18 protein-coding genes are annotated in these 19,236 nt (G+C 56.0%); 4 read left to right on the top strand and 14 right to left on the bottom strand.

Annotated features, from left to right (window positions below; genetic code table 11):
- Positions 1-196: 196 nt before the first annotated feature.
- Both DK872_RS04675 and DK872_RS04670 read right to left on the bottom strand, forming a co-directional pair.
- On the bottom strand, positions 197-553 hold the full coding sequence (locus tag DK872_RS04675) for a helix-turn-helix domain-containing protein (protein ID WP_007373724.1): 357 nt from the start codon (positions 551-553) through the stop codon (positions 197-199).
- Positions 554-656: 103 nt separating this feature from the next.
- Positions 657-911 (bottom strand): YdgH/BhsA/McbA-like domain containing protein, encoded by a 255-nt coding sequence (locus tag DK872_RS04670; RefSeq protein ID WP_007373725.1) that lies wholly within the window; start codon positions 909-911, stop codon positions 657-659.
- A 272-nt stretch (positions 912-1,183) separates the two neighbouring features.
- Here DK872_RS04670 and DK872_RS04665 point away from each other — a divergent pair, with 272 nt between their 5' ends.
- Together DK872_RS04665 and DK872_RS04660 are read left to right on the top strand one after the other, a co-directional pair.
- Positions 1,184-2,080, top strand: coding sequence for a LysR family transcriptional regulator (locus DK872_RS04665; protein WP_007373726.1), 897 nt, complete (start codon positions 1,184-1,186; stop codon positions 2,078-2,080).
- Positions 2,081-2,436: 356 nt separating this feature from the next.
- The gene (locus DK872_RS04660; RefSeq protein ID WP_161518077.1) at positions 2,437-3,333 is read left to right on the top strand and encodes a LysR family transcriptional regulator; all 897 of its coding nucleotides are present in this window, start codon (positions 2,437-2,439) and stop codon (positions 3,331-3,333) included.
- Here the strand turns inward: DK872_RS04660 and DK872_RS04655 are convergent.
- The 12 genes from DK872_RS04655 to DK872_RS04600 all read right to left on the bottom strand — a co-directional run bounded on the left by DK872_RS04655 (position 3,302) and on the right by DK872_RS04600 (position 16,848).
- On the bottom strand, positions 3,302-3,709 hold the full coding sequence (locus DK872_RS04655) for a helix-turn-helix domain-containing protein (RefSeq protein ID WP_035886088.1): 408 nt from the start codon (positions 3,707-3,709) through the stop codon (positions 3,302-3,304). The genes DK872_RS04660 and DK872_RS04655 overlap by 32 nt on opposite strands.
- Positions 3,710-3,847: 138 nt before the next feature.
- Positions 3,848-5,083 (bottom strand): EAL and HDOD domain-containing protein, encoded by a 1,236-nt coding sequence (locus DK872_RS04650; RefSeq protein WP_161518076.1) that lies wholly within the window; start codon positions 5,081-5,083, stop codon positions 3,848-3,850.
- A 282-nt stretch (positions 5,084-5,365) separates the two neighbouring features.
- Entirely contained in the window at positions 5,366-6,652 is a 1,287-nt protein-coding gene (locus DK872_RS04645) for a Zn-dependent hydrolase (protein ID WP_051643971.1), read from the bottom strand.
- Between the two features lie 15 nt (positions 6,653-6,667).
- Positions 6,668-8,116: a dihydropyrimidinase gene (hydA, locus tag DK872_RS04640; RefSeq protein ID WP_072438331.1), complete on the bottom strand. Its 1,449-nt coding sequence runs from the start codon at positions 8,114-8,116 to the stop codon at positions 6,668-6,670.
- Positions 8,117-8,141: 25 nt separating this feature from the next.
- Positions 8,142-9,446: an NAD-dependent dihydropyrimidine dehydrogenase subunit PreA gene (preA, locus tag DK872_RS04635; RefSeq protein WP_071920441.1), complete on the bottom strand. Its 1,305-nt coding sequence runs from the start codon at positions 9,444-9,446 to the stop codon at positions 8,142-8,144.
- Complete coding sequence (locus tag DK872_RS04630; protein WP_237656154.1) at positions 9,439-10,833, bottom strand: NAD(P)-dependent oxidoreductase; 1,395 nt, start codon at positions 10,831-10,833, stop codon at positions 9,439-9,441. Before DK872_RS04630 ends, preA begins: the two co-directional genes overlap by 8 nt.
- 203 nt (positions 10,834-11,036) lie before the next feature.
- Complete coding sequence (locus tag DK872_RS04625; protein WP_007373735.1) at positions 11,037-11,684, bottom strand: TetR family transcriptional regulator C-terminal domain-containing protein; 648 nt, start codon at positions 11,682-11,684, stop codon at positions 11,037-11,039.
- Positions 11,685-11,725: 41 nt separating this feature from the next.
- Positions 11,726-12,739 carry an ABC transporter substrate-binding protein gene (locus DK872_RS04620; protein WP_035886058.1) on the bottom strand — a complete coding sequence of 338 codons (1,014 nt, stop codon included), beginning with the start codon at positions 12,737-12,739 and terminating at the stop codon, positions 11,726-11,728.
- 45 nt (positions 12,740-12,784) lie between these two features.
- Positions 12,785-13,864 carry an ABC transporter permease gene (locus DK872_RS04615; RefSeq protein ID WP_237656153.1) on the bottom strand — a complete coding sequence of 360 codons (1,080 nt, stop codon included), beginning with the start codon at positions 13,862-13,864 and terminating at the stop codon, positions 12,785-12,787.
- Positions 13,861-14,742, bottom strand: coding sequence for an ABC transporter permease (locus DK872_RS04610; RefSeq protein WP_161518075.1), 882 nt, complete (start codon positions 14,740-14,742; stop codon positions 13,861-13,863). The genes DK872_RS04615 and DK872_RS04610 overlap by 4 nt, the downstream gene beginning before the upstream one ends.
- Positions 14,732-15,571, bottom strand: a complete 840-nt coding sequence (locus DK872_RS04605; protein ID WP_035886055.1) for an ABC transporter ATP-binding protein — start codon at positions 15,569-15,571, stop codon at positions 14,732-14,734. Before DK872_RS04605 ends, DK872_RS04610 begins: the two co-directional genes overlap by 11 nt.
- Before the next feature lie 509 nt (positions 15,572-16,080).
- Positions 16,081-16,848 carry an SDR family NAD(P)-dependent oxidoreductase gene (locus tag DK872_RS04600; protein WP_035886054.1) on the bottom strand — a complete coding sequence of 256 codons (768 nt, stop codon included), beginning with the start codon at positions 16,846-16,848 and terminating at the stop codon, positions 16,081-16,083.
- Positions 16,849-17,030: 182 nt separating this feature from the next.
- Between DK872_RS04600 and DK872_RS04595 the strand changes: the two genes are divergently transcribed.
- A complete protein-coding gene (locus tag DK872_RS04595; protein WP_161518074.1) occupies positions 17,031-18,368 on the top strand; it encodes an aspartate aminotransferase family protein in 1,338 nt (445 codons plus the stop codon).
- Positions 18,369-18,526: 158 nt separating this feature from the next.
- Positions 18,527-19,234, top strand: a complete 708-nt coding sequence (locus tag DK872_RS04590) for a GNAT family N-acetyltransferase (protein WP_035886052.1) — start codon at positions 18,527-18,529, stop codon at positions 19,232-19,234.
- Positions 19,235-19,236 lie beyond the last annotated feature (2 nt).

Genomic DNA, 19,236 nt, shown 5'->3' with positions numbered 1-19,236 from the left:
GGTGAGCTCTTCCGCCGGGGTGAGTTTGTTGGGATCAAACCATGCGCACATCGCTGACGACGAACCGACAGCGGTATTGCCGACGCCAATGCGATGCCCGCAGGCATCACAATAATCGCCAGCACCCAGGCAAAAATGGGGCGGCTGATGAAAAAATCGACATCAAAGAGTCCTCGAAAGCAAAGGGCAGGCAGAATCAAACTGGTGCGTGGGAGGTTTCTGTCTTGCCGTTTAAACGCCGAAAGCGGGAGGGCGGTAAACGGTATTTTTTTGCAAAACTACGGGTGAACGACTGTTGCGAGTCGAAGCCATATTTCCACGAAATTGAGAGTATGCTTTCGTCACTCTGGATTAAATCTCGTGCTGCCATTTCCAGTTTTCTGTCGCGAATATAATTCGCCAGGTTGGTATTCTTCACCTGATAGAAAACGCGTTGCAGATGCCACTTTGAATAGCCGGAACGCTGTGCCACATCTTCTATTTTCAGCGGCTTATGAATGTTGCTGTCAATCCAGATGAGTAATTCATCAATGATATGTTCGAGTTTGACCACTGAAGCATCCTTTTTAGTAACCTTGATTTTTTGTCAACCACAATCCCGGTTGATTAAAATTCCAGACGTCTTCGGTGAATGAGCTGTGGGGATTGTCGTGCCGTTATTTATAAATTTCGGCATCACCGTGTAGCTTATTATTGCCGGTCGTCGATAATACCCGAAAAGCGCTCGCACCCTGCCGATCGGCTTTTTCGGCAAGCTGATTCACCAGTTCATCCAGCGTCAGCGCATTGCTGACAGAGACCACGCCAATTCTTTGTTTACCTGTGCTGTCGCTAATTTGTTCAGCGGAAAATGCCTGTTGTGTTGTGCCTAAAATAAACAGGGTGGCCATGATAAAAGTGAAACGTTGCATAAAAACCTCGTCAGTTTTGTGGGGGATATTACTGCCATAACGACCGTGATATTACCGTCTGGATGAGCACTGATTAAGGGGTGATTATTACTTGAGGTTATGAAGTAAATTCATTAAAGGTGTTTTCAGAGGATGTCTATAACATGAAAACAAGTGACCTGCTTCGCAATTGGAGCCATTTTGCCGCACGATTCGTGAATTATGAACATATATTTAATGGCAGGCAGAGTGTAGCATAACCCGCAATGACATAATCTGACAAAGGAGCAGAAATGCTAAAAGATAATTTTAACGATCTGTTCTATTTAATTGTGGTAGCGCGGGAACGGAGTTTTACCCGCGCGGCAGCAAAATTAGGCGTATCGCAATCGGCGCTTAGTCATGCTATTCGCGGGCTGGAAGAGAGACTGCAAATTCGCTTATTAACGCGTACTACCCGCAGCGTCGCACCAACCGACGCGGGTGAGTCATTAATTAATAGTATTGGCCCACGTTTTAAAGAGATTGAGGAAGAGCTGATTGCACTGACCGATATGCGCGATCGCGTGGCGGGGAATATTCGCATCAATCTTGGTGAACACGCTTTGCATTCCACCGTGTGGCCCGCGCTGCAGCCGTTTCTCGAAACCTACCCCGATGTTCACGTTGAATTAACCATTGATAATACCCTGACCGATATTGTCGCCGGGCGCTATGATGCCGGTATCCGCCTTGGCGAGCAGGTTGCCAGAGATATGGTTGCGGTGCGTATTGGCCCCGACTGGCGCATGGTTGTGGTGGGTTCTCCGGCTTATTTTGCGCGTTACGGTAAACCGCAAACGCCACATGATTTACAGAGCCACAACTGTATTAATATGCGCTTGCCGACGCTCGGCGGATTATACGCGTGGGAATTTTCTAAAGACGGACAGGAGATTCGCGTACGGGTCGAAGGGCAATTAACCTTCAATAATCTGGCTTCGCGTATTAATGCGGCAACCAGCGGAATGGGGCTGGCGTTCGTGCCGGAAGATTGCGTGGCCGATGCGGTGGCGCAGGGAACGCTTGAGACTGTGCTCGATGAATGGTGCGAACCTTTTCCCGGCTACTTTCTCTATTATCCGAGCCGAAAACAACATACCGCCGCCTTTGCGCGTTTAATTGACACGCTGCGTTACTCCGCGCATTGAATAAGCCCGATGACGCCGCACCAGCGGAGCTGCGTTTTACCGCGCCACCCTATCAATCTGAAAGAGGCCGGTGGCGAGAAAAGTATAAACCTATTATTAATGTGGCTTGTGTTTATGAGCGATATTCATAGATAAAAGCAGCGGCGAAATAATAGACGTAAAAAAACGAACTCTAACAGCAGGCTGACAGCCTGATGACATTTCTGTTAGGTGTGCATGCAATATTTCAATTAGTAAGAATAATAGCTTGAAGTGTTAAATCCCTTGTCGAAATATCAGCGTATGCTGACGCCGGGAGTTGCCTGAAAAGGATTTCTGCACATAAAAATTAACGTTGGGAATAGTGCATAAAATCAATGCTACGAGAGAATATTGTCAATCTGTTATCGTTTATTGAAGTGGCTCGTGAGTGCAGTTTTACGAAAGCGGCGGCAAGACTTGGCGTTACCCAATCGACATTAAGTCATTCGGTGAAAACGCTGGAGGAGCGTCTGGGGGTGAAATTGCTGATCCGCACCACGCGCAATGTCGCGCCAACGGATGCTGGCGAACAGTTACTGAATATCCTTGTTCCACGTCTGGGGGAAATTGATGAAAAGCTCAACGATCTGGCAAGTAATAACAGTTCGCCGGTGGGAAATATCCGCATTGCCACCAGCGAACATGCTGCGGATGCTTATTTATGGCCAAAGGTAAAAGAATTCCTCGCGGCCTGGCCAAAAATTAATGTCGAACTGTTTATCGACAATGGTTTTAATAATATTGTCGCTGAACGTTTTGATGCTGGCGTCAGGTTAGGAGAATTCATTGAAAAAGATATGGTTGCGGTACGCATCAGCCCCGATTTTCGTATGAAGGTGGTCGGCTCTGCAGACTATTTTTCACGCCATTCCGTGCCTGTAACACCGGATGATTTACATCAGCATGAGTGTATTAATTTTCGACTCTCGACGAGCGGAGGTATTTATTGCTGGGAATTTGCCAGGGCCGGGCAGGAAATTAAAGTTAAAGTGAAAGGGCGATTTATTGTCAATACTGTGAGGCAGTGCGTTGAAGCGGCGAGTGCCGGGCTTGGTCTGGCTTATGTGCCTGAGGATCTTGTTAACGATGCGCTGGCATCCGGCGAGCTGGTACAAGTGTTAGAGGAGTGGTGCCCGGTTTTCCCCGGTTATTTTCTCTATTACCCGAACCGGCAACAGCACAGTAATGCCTTCCATTTATTTATTGAAGCCGTGCGTCGCCATCCGTTTTGAAAAAACCTTCCCGACAATAAAGTTTAAGCACCATCTCATCAGGGATCATGTAACCTTTTCCCGCCACCCGCACTATAAAATCTTCCGGTAAATCAAACTGCTCCAGCTTGCGCTTCAGGTTATTCATCACCTGCCACAAACGCTGGCTGGAGCAGCGCAGGCCGTGGTTTTCCCATACCTGGATCTGTAATGCTTTATCCGCCACCACGGTGCCAACTGCATGACTTAACAGGTAGGTCAGCAAATTAGCCATTGTTAGCCGTAAACTGACATTACTTTCCGCAGAACCATAGCGGATAAGGCTTTTTTTAAAAGGTACAAATTCTATTTCGCTATTTTTACCCAGGCGATAGCCATAAACAGTGAGTTTTTCCATCGTTTCAATCCAGATGTTCAGGGAAGAGGATGAAAAGTGCAAAGTGCCTCTTTTCCGTCTTCTCTGAAAAGGCGACCATCGGAGGGAAAAACTTAAATCGTGGTGTAAAAAAACTGTCGTCTCTGTACTGCCCTGGCCTCAGAGGCTGTCAGAAGGAATATCGTCGGTCCATTTGGTTGCCGCTTTAATCAGTTCCGCAATCATGCTGCGGTTGAAACCCAGACGGTGACCAAGGGCGCTGACCTCTTCCCACTGGTGCTGTTCGTAGAGTTCGATCAGGCGCAGGTAAGGGTACAACGTGCCTTTTTTTTCCCGCAGCGCCAGCATGACGTTGGCGGAGATATCGATCTGGCTTATCAGATCCGCCATCGGCATTTCGAAAATGTTGTCGAGCTGTGAGAAGAGGCCGACGATAAACGCGTCGTCTGCGGAGTGGCGGCTAATCGAGTGCGCCGATGCCAGTTCGCAAAACTTGGCGCGAATCAGGCTCTGGCGATAAATATCATCGGTCTCGTCTTTATTGACCGATGTCAGGCAGGAGACCAGCACAAAGCGGCGCAACTCATTGGTGCCAAGATAGAAAATAATGTCTTTTAACGACTGGCTGCGGATATGTTTAATGCCGCGGGCATTAAAGACAATATTTTGCGCATAACGCATGATTTTGAACGACAGCGCCAGATCCTGCTTCAATAGCGCCTCGATCTTGCTGAAATCCGGCGAATCGGTATTCACCTCTTTCATCAGTTTCAGGGTGATGGCCTGGTTTTGAATCAGCTTGTTGCCGGAGTGGATCACCGGTCTGCTGAAAAAATGGCCCTGAAACAGCGTGCAGCCTATATTTTTAAAACACTCATACTCTTCCTGCGTTTCGACTTTTTCCGCCAGAAACACCGTATCTTTTAGTAAGGCGCCTTTGTCTTTGATATAGCCGCTTATTTCTTCCGGCGTGTTTATCCGCACATCGAATTTAATGATGTTGATATAGGGGAGAAAGGCATTCCAGCCATCGCCAAGTTCGAAGTCGTCCAGCGCAATGCGAAAGCCATGCGCAGAAAGCTGTTTTACTGTATGCAGCAGCAGCGGCGTCGGTTTGGCCGTTTCGAGAATTTCCACAATCACTCTATCTTTCGGCAACGTTTCCGCCATGCCCTGCACCAGCAATTCATAGGGGAAGTTGACGAAAATAGCGCTGTACTCTTTCAGACGGCCCAGCGGCGCGCCGAGAAATTGTTCCACAATAATTTGAGCAGTCGCGTACTCCGGCGTTACGTCGGGAAACCGGTTTGTCATACTGTCTCTGAACAACAACTCGTAACCGACTGTGTTCATATTTGCATCAAAAATCGCCTGGCGGGCGACAAAAGAGAACATGCGAAACTCCACTTACAGATGCCTGCAAATCTTTTAAAAGTCGGTAATGCGCGAGTTTGACCTGGTCAACCCCCGCCATTTTTCCGCAGGGTAAAATGGAAGCCTGGACGAAAACGGAAAAGACGCAAGTCGGAGCTGGGGAAGGCAGTATCTTTTGTAAACTTCCGGGGAATTTAAGTCAAATTCGGAATGGCAGAATCATACAGTATTGCGATATTTATCGGCAACTGAGGCAAGAAAATAACCCGACGGCAGACAATCGGGTTATTTCCCTCACGGACATCAGGTATTGCGCGCCACGACACCGGCTTTTTCCAGCATCGCATGCAATAACACATTGGCACCGGCGCTCACCTGTTCTGGCGACGAATACTCAATTTCGTTATGGCTGATGCCGTCCTTGCAGGGAATAAAGATCATTCCGGTCGGTGCCAGCATGCTCATATATACGGCGTCATGTCCGGCGCCGGAAACAATATCCATATGAGAATAACCTAATTGCTGTGCCGCCCGGCGCACAGCCTCTTTGCAATCGGCATGGAAGGGCGCTGCAGGGTACTGCGACACCTGGCGCAGAGCGATATCCAGCCCGGTTTTCTGCGCCGTTTGCTGGATAACGGCTTTCAGCGCGGCATCCATTTTATCGACCTCGGCATCGGTCATATTGCGAAAATCGATGGAGAAGGTGACGCTGCCCGGCACCACGTTACGGCTGTTCGGATGCACCTGCACCATGCCCACCGTTCCGCGCCCGTGCGGGGCAAACTGGTTGGCGATGGTGATCACTTCCTGCATCAGACCGGTTGCCACTTGCAGCGCATCTTTGCGCATCACCATTGGCGTTGGGCCAGCGTGCGACTCCATCCCCGTAACCGTGCAGTCATACCAGCGGATCCCCAGCACCGCCTGCACCACGCCGATGGCGACATCCTGCTCTTCCAGAATCGGCCCCTGCTCAATATGCGCTTCAAAATAGGCACCAATCGGATGCTGGCCTGGCGTATGCTCGCCCGCATAGCCAATGTTGAACAGCTCATCGCGTACCGTTTTGCCTGCGGTATCGGTTGCCGCATAGGCTTGTTCCAGCGAAAAAATCCCGGCAAAAACGCCAGAACCCATCATCACAGGAACAAAGCGCGAACCCTCTTCGTTAGTCCAGAACACCATCTCGACGGGGGCTTGTGTTTCAATGCCGTTGTCGTTGAGCGTGCGGATCACTTCCAGCGCGGATAACACGCCAAAGTTACCGTCGAATTTGCCGCCGGTCGGCTGGGTATCGATATGGCTTCCGGCGACGATGGGCGGCAGGCTGTTATTCCGCCCGGCGCGGCGCATAAAGACGTTGCCGATTTGGTCTATTTCCACCGACAGCCCGGCCGCTTTGCCCCAGCCGACCACCAAATCGCGCCCCTGGCGATCAAGGTCGGTGAGCGTCAGGCGACAGCAACCGCCTTTCGGCGTTGCGCCGATTTGCGCCAGATCCATCAGCGACTGCCACAGGCGCTGGCCATTAATACGCAGGTCGCCCGTCGCAACCACGGCGTCCGGCGCGGAGATCGTTTCACTCATCTTTTTTCTCCCAGGTTAACGTTGCACGGCCTGCGGCGCACGATGGCGCTCCCAGACCGCGGCGGCACTGAAATCCGGTCCGAAGGCCGGGCGTTTGATATAGCGTCCTGCGCCTTCGCGCGCGCGCAGTTCACCGTCAGCCCAGACCACCACGCCCTGGCTGAGGGTATAAGCCGGGACGCCGGTGACGACGCGGCCCTCGAAAATATTGAAGTCGTTGCGTGAATGGTGGGTCGCAGCAGACAGTACCTTGCTGCCCTGCGGGTCCCACAGCACCAGATCGGCATCCGCGCCTGGCGTGATCACACCTTTGCGCGGGTAGATGTTAAAGAGCCGCGCGGTATTGGCAGAGGTGATGGCGACAAACTCACTCGGCGTCAGACGGCCACTGTTAACGCCTGCATCCCATAGCACCATCATACGTTCCTCCACGCCGCCGCAGCCGTTCGGGATTTTGGTGAAATTATCCAGTCCGGCGGCTTTCTGGCTGGCGCAGAAGGTACAGTGATCGGTGGCGGTGGTATGAAGCTGACCGGACTGCAAACCGTGCCACAGCGCAGCCTGGTGCGATTTATCGCGAAACGGCGGGCTCATCACATGGGCGGCAGCGAAGGCGAAATCGGGGTGACGGTAAACGCTGTCATCCACCACCAGATGGCCCGCCAGCACTTCGCCGTAAACGCGCTGACCGCGGCCGCGCGCGCGGGCAATGGCTTCTGCCGATTCCCGACAGGAGACATGCACTACATAAATCGGCACACCCATAATGCTGGCGACGGTAATCGCGCGGTTGGCGGCTTCACCTTCCACTTCCGGCGGACGCGAGAGGGGATGCGCCTCCGGGCCGGTGATCCCTTGTTTCAGCATCTCCTGTTGCAGCAGATACACCATCTCGCCATTTTCCGCATGCACCGTTGGCATGGCGCCCAACTCCAGGCAGCGGCGAAAACTGTTCATCAGCGTTTCGTCGTCGCACATGATGGCGTTTTTGTAGGCCATAAAGTGTTTAAAACTGTTCACCCCTTCCTGCTGTACAAGCTGCCCCATATCCTCACGCACGCTCTCATCCCACCAGGTAATGGCGACGTGGAAGCTGTAGTCGGCGGCGGCTTTTTCTGCCCAACCGCGCCACTGCTGATACGCCTCCATCAGCGGTTGCTGTGGATTGGGGATAACAAAATCGATAATCGTCGTGGTGCCGCCCGCCAGCGCGGCGGCGGTGCCGCTGTAGAAATCATCGACCGTTGTCGTACCCATAAACGGGAAATTCATATGGGTATGCGGATCGATGCCGCCGGGCATCACATACAGGCCTCCGGCATCAATGACTTGTGTGTGTGCCGGAAGATCCCACAGTGAGGCGTCGCCGACGGCGGCGATCAGGCCATCAACGCACAACACATCGGCGCGGCGCTGGCAGTCCGCATTGACCACCGTGCCGCCTTTAATCAACACATTACGCATGCTCTTCTCCTGTGCCTGACCCGGTTTACGCCGTGGTCGCCATCGGGTTATTGGGGTGGGTTGTCCAGTTGGCGTACTGGTCGGAAACCACGTTTCCGGTGCGTTTATCCACTTCGCCGGGTTGCAGGTGGCGCAGCGAAATACAGTTTTCTACCGGGCAAACCGAGGCGCAGAGGTTGCAGCCAACGCAATCTTCCTCGCGCACAGCGAAATGGCGCTCGCCCATCAGGCTGGTGGAGATCGCCTGGTGCGAGGTGTCTTCGCATACCAGGTGGCAGCGCCCGCACTTGATGCAGCTTGTCTGGTCGATGACGGCTTTTTCGACGTGATTAAGGTTGAGGTAGCGCCAGTCGGTAACGCTGCCCAGCGCCATGCCGCGAAAATCCTCCAGCGTGCGAAACCCTTTCTCATCCATGTAGTTTTCCAGGCCGCTTATCATGTCGCGCACAATCTGAAAGCCGTGCACCATTACTGCCGTACAGACCTGGACGGTGCCGCAGCCCAGCGCGATAAATTCGGCGGCATCGCGCCAGGTGGAGATACCGCCAATGCCGGAGATCGGCAACCCGCGCGTTGGCGCGTCGCGGCCAATTTCCGCCACCATATTCAGCGCAATGGGTTTCACCGCCGGGCCGCAGTAGCCGCCGTGGGAACCCTGATTGCCGGTGTGCGGCGTCATCAGCATCTGGTCGAGATCAACGCCCATCACCGAATTGATGGTATTGATCAGAGAAACCGCATCCGCGCCGCCCGCTTTTGCCGCCCGCGCCGGGTAGCGGATATCGGTAATGTTCGGCGTCAGTTTGACGATCACCGGCAGGCTGCAATACTGCTTGCACCAGCGGGTGACCATTTCGATATACTCCGGCACCTGGCCGACCGCCGCGCCCATGCCGCGTTCGCTCATGCCGTGCGGGCAACCGAAGTTCAGCTCAATGCCATCCGCGCCGGTGGCTTCCACCTGCGGCAGGATCCATTTCCATGCCTCTTCCTCACAGGGCACCATGATCGACACCACCACCGCCCGATCCGGCCAGCGCTGCTTAATCCGCGCGATCTCTTCCAGATTGGTCTCCAGCGAGCGGTCGGTGATCAGCTCAATATTGTTCAGCCCAAGAATACGGCGGTCCGCGCCGCGCAGGGTGCTGTAGCGCGGCCCGCAGACATTGACGACGTGCGGATCAAGCCCCAGCGTTTTCCACACCACGCCGCCCCAGCCAGCCTGGAACGCGCGTTCGACGTTGTACTCTTTATCGGTGGGCGGTGCTGAAGCCAGCCAGAACGGATTGGGGCTGTGAATGCCGAGAAAATTACTATGCAGATCAGCCATGAGACGGCTCCTGGAAAAAGGTGGCATTGGCGGCATCGGCCTGTGAAATGGCCAGTGCCAGCAGGATGGAGCGGGCGGCGGCTTTGCCCTGTTTAACCGCATCGACAGTGAGATCCAGCCCGCCTGCGCAGCAGTCGCCACCGGCCCAGACGCCGGGCAGCGAGGTGCGTCCTGCCTCGTCAGCGGCGATGCGCCCGCCGCTTAATGCCACGCCCTGCGCCGGGCGCGGATCGTAGGTTTGCCCAATGGCTTTCAGCACCATATCCGCCGCCAGCGTGAAGGTTTCACCGCCAGGCGTCAGCCCTGCATCGGTCTGTTGCATGAGGGAAAAGGTGACGCCAGTTAAGCGGTTATCCTGCTGCTCAAAGCGCAGCGGCGCGGCGAGAAAGCGCAATGTGACGCCGCACGCTTTTGCCCACTGCTGCTCTTTCAGGGAGGCTTTCATCTGGCTTTCGCCACGGCGGTAAACCAGGGTGACTTCGCGCGCGCCAAGCTTTTTCGCCTGCACGGCGGCATCCACCGCGGTCATTCCGCCGCCAATCACTACTACATTGCGACCCACTGGCATCTGGCTGAGATCGGCACACTGGCGCAGTTCGGCAATAAACTCGACGGCTTCGCGCACGCCGTGCGGCTCTGGCGTATCACTGTCGAGCGCATTCACGCCCGCTAAACCGGTGCCAAGGAATACCGCGTCATACTCTGCGCGCAGTTGCGCCAGCGTGAAGTGCTGGCCCAGCGTTTTGCCGCAATGCAGGATGATACCGCCTACCGACAGCAGCCACTCCACTTCCAGCGCCGGAAAATCCCCGGTCACTTTGTAACGGGCCAGACCGTATTCGTTCAGACCACCAGCTTTCGCGCGGGCATCAAACAGATCAATCGCATGCCCGGCGAGCGCCAGCGCATGCGCCACGGTCAGCCCGGCAGGCCCGGCGCCGACAATCGCCACGCGTTTACCGCTGCTGGCGGCGCGGGTAAACAGCGGTTTGCCGGGAGCGGCGAAAAAGCGATCGGTGGCGTAGCGCTGCAAACGGGCGATATCCAGCGGACGGCCATCCTGCGCATTACGCACGCAGGCCTGCTCGCAGAGGGTTTCGGTCGGGCAGACGCGTGAGCAGGTGCCGCCAAGAATATTGGCCCGCAGGATCACTTCCGCCGCGCCACGATCGTTACTCTGCGCGATGCGCTGAATAAAGCTCGGCACATCGATCTCCGCCGGGCAGGCGCGGGTGCAGGGGGCATCAAAGCAGTAGTAGCAGCGTTCCGCTTCCAGCACCGCCTGTGTGGAAGAGAGCGCGGGGTCGCAATCGCTGAACGCACGGGCATACTCCGCGGGCGTCAGCCGACCGGGGCAGATCCCCGGCGTATCGAGTGTGTTCATCATGCCTCCTGAATAATCCTGACCAGATGGTTAAGTTTTCACAAATAGCCATGCGATTTGTGTGCCATATTGACGGCAACAGCAGCAGGGCAGACAAAATCAGCGGTTCAGGGATCTTCAGGATCGATTGCACTAAAATGATCGTCGCATTTTGGTGCATTTCGCACCAAATTTGCCGATTATTGCTGCATTTAGCAGCAAGAAGGTTATTCCAGACCGCAGATGCGCCAGACGGCGCTCAGCACATGCTGCGTGGCGCGCGACTGCATCGTGTCGCTGTGAGCATCTTCGCCGCAGACGGCTTCCACCTGGATATCGAAATCGGCATAGGTTTGCGTCATCGACCAGACAGTAAAGAAGAAGTGCGTGGTATCCAGCGTGCGCATTTTACCGGCGGCAATCCAGCCATCGAGGATGCGCGCTTTCTCTTCCACCAGTTGTCGCAGTTCGCTTTTCAGTAACGGATGCACAACCTGTGCGCCTTGCAGGATCTCGTTGGCAAAGAGTTTGGAGGCTTCCGGGCGGCTGAAACTGAAGTGGATTTTGCGCCCGACATACTCCGCCAGCGCGCTTTTCGGCTCGGCGCTGGCGCAGATCCCCTCCAGCGGCGACAACCAGTCGTGGAGAATGTTTTCCAGCACCCGCAGGTAGAGATTGTGTTTGTTGCCGAAGTAGTAGTGCAGATTGGCTTTCGGCAGACCTGCGGCATCGGCAATCTGTTGCATCGTCGCGCCGCGAAAGCCGTAGCGGGCAAATACGCGCTCCGCCGCTGGCAGGATAATGGCTTCGTTATCCTGACGAATGCGTCCCTTATCGGGTGACTCCACCACGCCGTGGAGAAGAACCTCATTCATAGTGTGCTCCGTGAGAAAACCGCCCTCCCTGGCGGCGGGGGTTATTTCAGTTTGGCGGCGGCATCCCAGACTTCGTGCGTCATACCGCTGTCGCCCGGATCTTTCTTGATAACCGGCGTATCGCCACCGCTGTGCAGCAACACGTCGATGGTGCGACGGTACGCGGCCGGATCGAGATAGCCGATTTTCGGCGTATTGGCGTTGGTGATAAGCTTCGCCACGTTCTCCATCTGGCGAGTTTGCACCTCTTCCGTGGCAGCGCCGGAGGCATCTTCTGCCACCACGATTTTCGCCGCTTCATCCGGGTGTTTCACCGCGTAATCCCAGCCTTTAAACGACGCTTTGAGGAATTTCGCCATTTTGCTGACAAACGCCGGATCTTTCAGATCGGAACCGAGGACATACAGCCCATCTTCCAGCGTAGAAACGCCCTGATCCTCATACGGGAAGGTGATTAAGTCGTCCTGCTTCAGCCCGGCGTCGATCAACTGCCAGTATTCGTTGTAGTTCATGGTCGAAATACAGGCGGCCTGATCCTGTAACAGCGGATCAACGTTAAAGCCCTGTTTTAAAATGGTGATGTCTTTACCCGGTTTGAGGCCCAGCTTGTTCATCCAGTTAAAGAACGGGTATTCGTTGCCGCCGTACCAGACGCCAAGGGTTTTGCCTTTGAAATCGGCCGGGGTTTTGATGCCGCTCGATTTTTTACAGGTCAGCATCATCCCGGAACGATCGTACACCTGGGCGATATTCACCAGCGGCACGCCCGCTTCGCGCGAGGCCAGCGCATCCGGCAGCCAGTCGACAATGACATCGGCGGATTTACCGGCAATCACCTGCACCGGGGAGATATCCGTGCCGCCGGGTTTAATGGTGACATCCAGCCCTTCATCCTGATAAAACCCTTTTTGCTGCGCCACGTAATAACCGGCGAACTGTGATTGCGGCAGCCACTTCAGTTGCAGTGTGACTTTCTCGGCGGCGGCCGCCTGAAAGGCCAGTACAGACATTGCCGCCAGCAACAAACCCCGGCGCAAAGCGAAACTTTTTATCATTAGAGAACTCCTCGGGTTAGTGAACCTGGATAGGTGCTAATTGTTTTACTTCTGAGCGGCGCTCCCACGTAGCGTGGGGTGCCAGAAATTCACGCGCCGGTCGAGCTGAACCAGCAGGCTGTAGAACAGGGAACCGGCGATCGAGGCGACAACAATTGCCGACCACACTACCGGCATATGCATGCGCGCCGACTCGGTGGAGATGCGAAAGCCCAGTCCGGCGGTCGGCGAGCCGAAAAATTCCGCCACAATCGCGGTGATAAGCGACAGCGTGGCATTCACTTTCAGAGCGCTGAAAATAAACGGCATCGCGGCAGGCAGACGCAGCACCCGCAGGCTTTGCCCCGGCGTGGCGGCATAGCAATACATCAGTTCCTGCTCCAGCTTGCCGCTGGCTTTTAACCCGGCCAGCGTACTGACCAGCGCCGGGAAGAAGGTCACCAGCGTGACCACGGCGGCCTTGGAAGGCCAGTCAAAGCCAAACCACATCACCGCAATCGGCGCGACGCCGACCAGCGGTACGGTGCTGGTAAGGCTGGCCACCGGCAGTAATCCGCGTTGTAAAAACGGCAGGCGGTCGATAAGAATCGCCACGCCAATCCCCAGTCCGCTACCGAGCAGATAACCTGCCAGCACGGATTTGATCACCGTTTGCAGCACATCGCCCGCCAGCAGCGGCACGCTGTTGACCAGCGCGGCAAGAATGTCCAGCGGCGCGGGCAGAATGACCTGCGGAACGGCAAAACCGGTGACCAGAATCTGCCAGAACCACAGCAGCCACAGGCCGAGCAGCGCCGCGACGCTGGCTGCCGGAAGCGTTGAGCGCGCCAGACGTTGCACGCTGACCATCGCCAGCAGCGCTACGGCGCCCAGCGTCAGACCGTGAATCGGCTGCCACGCCAGCCACAGTACGCTCGCCAGCAAAGTGACGGCGAACAGAGCGCCGCGCAGAAGGCTGAAGGTGGTGGTGCACCCTGCCAACGCGCACAGCACCAGCAGGATATTGACCAGCAACAGCGGAGCCGATAACGGCGTTTGCCCACTCAACTGGATCAGCGACAGCATCAACAACAGCAGCGCGCCGACCAGCAAAAACGTGCCGGGTATCGCAGTGCGTTTCATCATCCCCCCTTACGCTGGCGCATCACCAGCCGTTCCGTGAGCGTGACCAGCCCGGTTAACGCCAGCCCAAGCAGCGAGGCCATTACCAGCGCCGACCAGATCTGAATGGTGTTGCCATAGTAGGAGCCGGTCAGCAGCCGCGCGCCCAGCCCGGCCTGCGCCCCGGTGGGCAGCTCGGCCACCATCGTGCCGACCAGCCCGCTGGCAATCGCCACGCGAAACGCCGGAAACAGATACGGCAGCGAAGAGGGCAGGCGCACAGTCCAGAAGATATCGACCCGCCGGGCAGCCCAGGTGTGCATCAGTTCCATCTCCATTTTTTGCGGCGAGCGCAGCCCTTGCACGGTGGCAATGGTGACCGGGAAGAAGCAGAGATACATGGCGATAGTGGCTTTTGGCAGCATGCCGGTGATGCCGACGCTGCCCAGAATGATCAGCACAATGGGCGCTATCGCCAGTACCGGAATGGTTTGCGAGGCGACGATCCACGGCAGTAGCGCTTTATCCAGCGTGCACGAGTGAACAATGCACACCGCCAGCACCACGCCGAGCACCACACCCATGGCAAAACCCGTCAGCGCTGCGCTGGCGGTGACCCAGGTATGCAACAGCAGGTTGCGCGGTGAGGTAAGCGGCCACTGGGTGATGCTGTTCCAGATATCGATGGCAATCTGGTGCGGTGCGGGCAGCAGCGGACGGCTGGCATTCAGCGCGGCCTGCATCACATCGTGATAATTCCACGCGCCGCGCGGGGCCAGTACGCGGTCAATCACGCCGGGCGCATTCAGCGCCAGCGCCAGCAAATACCACAGTACCAGCGCGACCAGCAGCACCATGCCCACTGGCAGTGCGTTCGCAATAAGACGCCGCTCAGCGATCATGATGTCCCTCCACCAGCGCTTCGCGCACCTCCTGCGCCAGTGCGAGGAACGCGGGTGTATTGCGGATCGCCAAATCGCGCTGTGCCGGAAGCGGGGAGTCGATCACCTTCACGATGCGCCCCGGACGCGGCGACATCACCACGATTTTGGTCGACAGATAGACCGCTTCGGCAATGGAGTGGGTAACAAACACCATCGTGCGCTGCTCGTTGTACCACAGTTGCTGAAGCTGCTGATTGAGGTTGTCGCGAGTCAGTTCGTCGAGCGCGCCGAAGGGTTCATCCATCATTAAAATTTTCGGCTCAAAGCCGAGCGCTCGCGCGATAGACACGCGCTGTTGCATGCCGCCCGAGAGCTGCCACGGGTATTTTTTCTCAAAACCCTTCAGGCCAACGCGTGAAAGCTGCTCACGGGCGATTTCATCGCAGCGTTCTGGCGGTACGCCCTGGATCTGCAACGGCAATTTGACATTGGCTATCACGGTGCGCCACGGCAGCAGCACCGGGGCCTGGAAGACATAGCCATAAGCCCCCGCCTGGCGCGCTTCCGACGGCGACATATCGTTCACCAGCACATCGCCGGAGGTAATCGGCTCAAGATCGGCAATAACCCGCAACAGGGTGGTTTTGCCGCAGCCGGATGGCCCGATAAACGAGACAAACTCGCCCTGGCGAATCGTCAGATTAATGTCCTGTAACGCATGTACGGGTTTATCCGCCGCCGGATAGATAACGCTGGCCTGACTGACGGTTATGGCGGGCCGCGCTGTGGCGCTGGCGGTCTTTAAGGACACCACTGCGCTCTCCTCAGCAAACATCACCTGGCTCATCCTGCTCCCCCTGTTTTTTGACTAACTGGTTAGGTTTCTTTTTCACCATGCCATTTTTGTGCCAGGGGTTAATTTCCGCATTTTTACTGCATTTGGCTGCACGATAATGAATTTTACTCATCAATTTAGTGCAGATGTCGGCGCGTTTGCTTTGTGATGGGGCAGGGAGGGGGATCGGGGTGGGAAAAGGCAGCATAAACAGGCGCAGCGCGCGTGGTTAGTGACAGTTGTCGTATTTCTGCGTGCCAGTGGCGCGAAAAGAATGATCGACGTCATACATCTTTCGCGCCGTGCGCGTTACATATTGCCAGGATTAATCCGATTGACTATTATCTCTACACCCCTTACAGAGCTAACGCCACATCTTATGTGAGTGCCGGAGATAAGCGCCGGGCGGGGTAAAACCTTGCAGTACTTAGCTACACTTAAAACACCAGGCCCTGGCATCAGCCGGGGCGTTTTATTTTGTACGCCAGTTAACCCCCTCCCCGCAGGAAGAGGGCGGTAACTCAGTCGCGGTCGATGGCAAACGGCTGCCAGGCCTGACGCACCGGCATCACTTCCACGCGGTTGATATTCATATGATCCGGCAGAGTGGCGATGTAGAACATCTGTTCGGCAATATCCTGCGCGGTCAGCGGCGTGGTGCCGCGATAGAGGTTATCCGATGCGGCCTGATCGCCTTTGGTGCGCACCAGTGTAAATTCCGTTTCCGCAATCCCCGGCGCTAAATCGGTCACACGCACCCCGGTACCGAGTAAATCGCAGCGCAGGTTATAGCTGAACTGCTTCACAAATGCTTTGGTCGCGCCATAAACATGGCTGCCAGGATAGGGCCACTGCCCGGCAATTGAACCGATATTGATGATAGAAGCGCCTGCGCCGTGTTGAATCAGCGTGGGCAGCAGGGCGTGGGTCACATTGACCAGCCCGGTCACGTTGGTATCGATCATGGTCTGCCAGTCTTCAAGATCCACGCGCTGTGCAGGTTGCGGCGACAGCGCCAGCCCGGCATTGTTGATAAGCGCGGTAATATCGGCGAACTCAGCTGGCAGCGACGCCACGGCGCTTTTCACTGCATCTTTATCGCGGACATCCAGCTCAATAATATGCACCGGCACTTTTCCCTGAAGGCGGTCTTTAAGGCTTTCGAGACGTGCCAGACGACGCCCGCTCAGCACCAGCGACCAGCCCGCATCGGCAAACACCTGCGCTGCCGCTTCGCCAAAACCGGAGGTTGCGCCGGTAATAAACACCACTTTCTTTGCTTCACTCATCGTCTTCTCCTGTGCGGGTTTGTGACGTCACTATAAAAACGCCCGCCCGCGCCAGACAGTGCCAGTTGTTATGTCGCGGTGTGACACCTGTGTCACATGTTGCTAACACGACTGGCTCTATCCGCGGTTTGCCCGCGCGCCGCATGATACGGACAACAATAACGGCATGAGAGGAGCAGGATATGAAACTGGCACTTCAGAGCGAGATGGCGATAACCAACGACGACGTACGTCAACTGGACCGGTCGTATGTGTTTCATTCATGGTCGATGCAGGGCAACCTTAACCCGATGGTGATTGCCGGGGCGAAAGGCTGTGAGTTGTGGGACTACGAAGGCAATACGTATCTCGATTTCAGCAGCCAACTGGTGAACGTTAATATTGGTTATCAGCATCCGCGCGTGCTGGCGGCGATGAAAGCACAGCTTGACGAACTGGTGACGATCGCACCGGCGACGGCCAACCTGGCGCGCGGCGAAGCGGCCAAACGCATTGTCTCGCTGGCGCCGGAAGGTTTCAGTAAAGTCTTCTTTACCAACGCCGGGGCGGATGCCAACGAAAACGCCATCCGTATGGCGCGTCTCTACACCGGGCGCGACAAGATTTTCTCCGCCTACCGCTCCTATCACGGCAATACCGGTAGCGCGATTGCCGCCACCGGCGACTGGCGGCGCGTACCGAACGAATATTCACGTGGGCATGTGCACTTCTTTAACCCGTACCTCTATCGCAGCGAATTCAACGCGACGACGGAAGCCGAAGAGTGCACACGTGCGCTGGCGCACCTGCGCCGCATGATTGAGGTTGAAGGGCCGGCATCTATCGCCGCGATCCTGCTCGAATCCTTACCGGGAACGGCCGGTATTCTGGTGCCGCCGGAAGGGTATATGAAGGGCGTGCGCGCGCTGGCCGATGAGTTTGGCATTGTGCTGATCCTTGATGAAGTGATGGCCGGTTTTGGCCGCACCGGTAGCTGGTTCGCTTTTGAACAGGATGGCATCGTGCCGGATCTGATCACCTTCGCGAAAGGCGTTAACGCCGGTTATGCGCCCGCAGGCGGCGTACTGATTTCGGAGCCGATTTCACGCTACTTTGACGACCACTTCTTCGCGGGCGGTCTGACTTACTCCGGCCATCCGCTGGCAATGGCAGCGATTGTCGCCACGCTGGATGCGATGAAAGAGGAGAAAGTGGTGGAGAATGCGGCGCTGGTGGGTAACGGCGTGCTGCGTCCGGGGCTTGATGCGCTGGCGGCGAAACATAAGCTGATTGGCAACGTGCGCGGGCGCGGCATGTTCCAGGCGATGGAACTGGTCAGCGATCGGCAGAGCAAAACCCCGCTGGCGGCGGCAGAGATGGGAGCCATCAAAGCGGCGCTCACGCAGGCCGGTATTTTGAGTTTTATCGTCGAAAACCGCATCCACGTGGTGCCGCCTTGCACCATGAGCGCGGAAGAAGTGAATAAAGGCCTGGACATTTTTGACCGTGTTCTGGCGCAATTTAGCCATTTCGCGAAATAATCCCTCTGGCGTCAGAGCTTTCTGACGCCAGACCTGCTCATTTCTCTGATTTGAAAAGCTTTTTTAACAACGTCCCCCAATTTTTAGCACTATATTCCGGCGCGCAGACTTGATAAAACATCTCTTTTATATTGGTCTTTTTTGCCGGGGAGAGAAACGTGCCGGAAATCAATCACTTTGGTCAAACAGTCGGCGACAGGCTGCCGCACTGGAACGGTGTTCAGCCGCTGCCGCACAGCGTGTTGCCGGGCCAATATTGTCGGCTCGAACCGCTCGACGCCAGAACGCATACGCACGATCTCTTGCAGGCTTACGCGCAGGCAGAAGATGACAGCGGCTGGACCTGGCTGGCGGGCGAACGGCCTGATGGGCTGGAGAGCATGGCGCGCTGGATCGTCGGTAAAACGCTCGACGCCAGCGTAGCGCCTTTTGCCGTGGTGGAAAATGCCAGCGGCGATGCGCTCGGCGTGATTGCCTGGCTGGCGATCAACGCCGACAACGGTTCGGTAGAGATTGGTCATGTCACCTGGTCGCCACAGATGCAAAACAGTGTTCTCGGCACGGAAGCGATATGGCTGATGCTGCGCCACGCTTTTGCCTGCGGTTATCGCCGCGTGGAGTGGAAATGTGATTCGCTGAATGTCGCCTCGCGCCGCGCGGCAGAACGCATCGGTTTCACCTGGGAGGGGCGCTTCCGCCAGCATATGGTGCGCAAAGGGCGCAATCGCGATACCGACTATTTATCGATGCTGGACAACGAGTGGCCGCTGCGCGACGCCGCCATTTCCGCGTGGCTGAACGCGGATAACTTTGACGCGCAGGGGCAACAAAAACAGAAACTTGATACCTTCCACGAGCAGCAGTAAGC

It is taken from the genome of Kosakonia sp. MH5 (genome assembly GCF_009935945.1).
In the GTDB taxonomy this organism is placed as follows: domain Bacteria; phylum Pseudomonadota; class Gammaproteobacteria; order Enterobacterales; family Enterobacteriaceae; genus Kosakonia; species Kosakonia radicincitans.
Note: the sequence above shows the minus strand (reverse complement) of the source record. Positions and strands in the feature narration are given on the sequence as shown.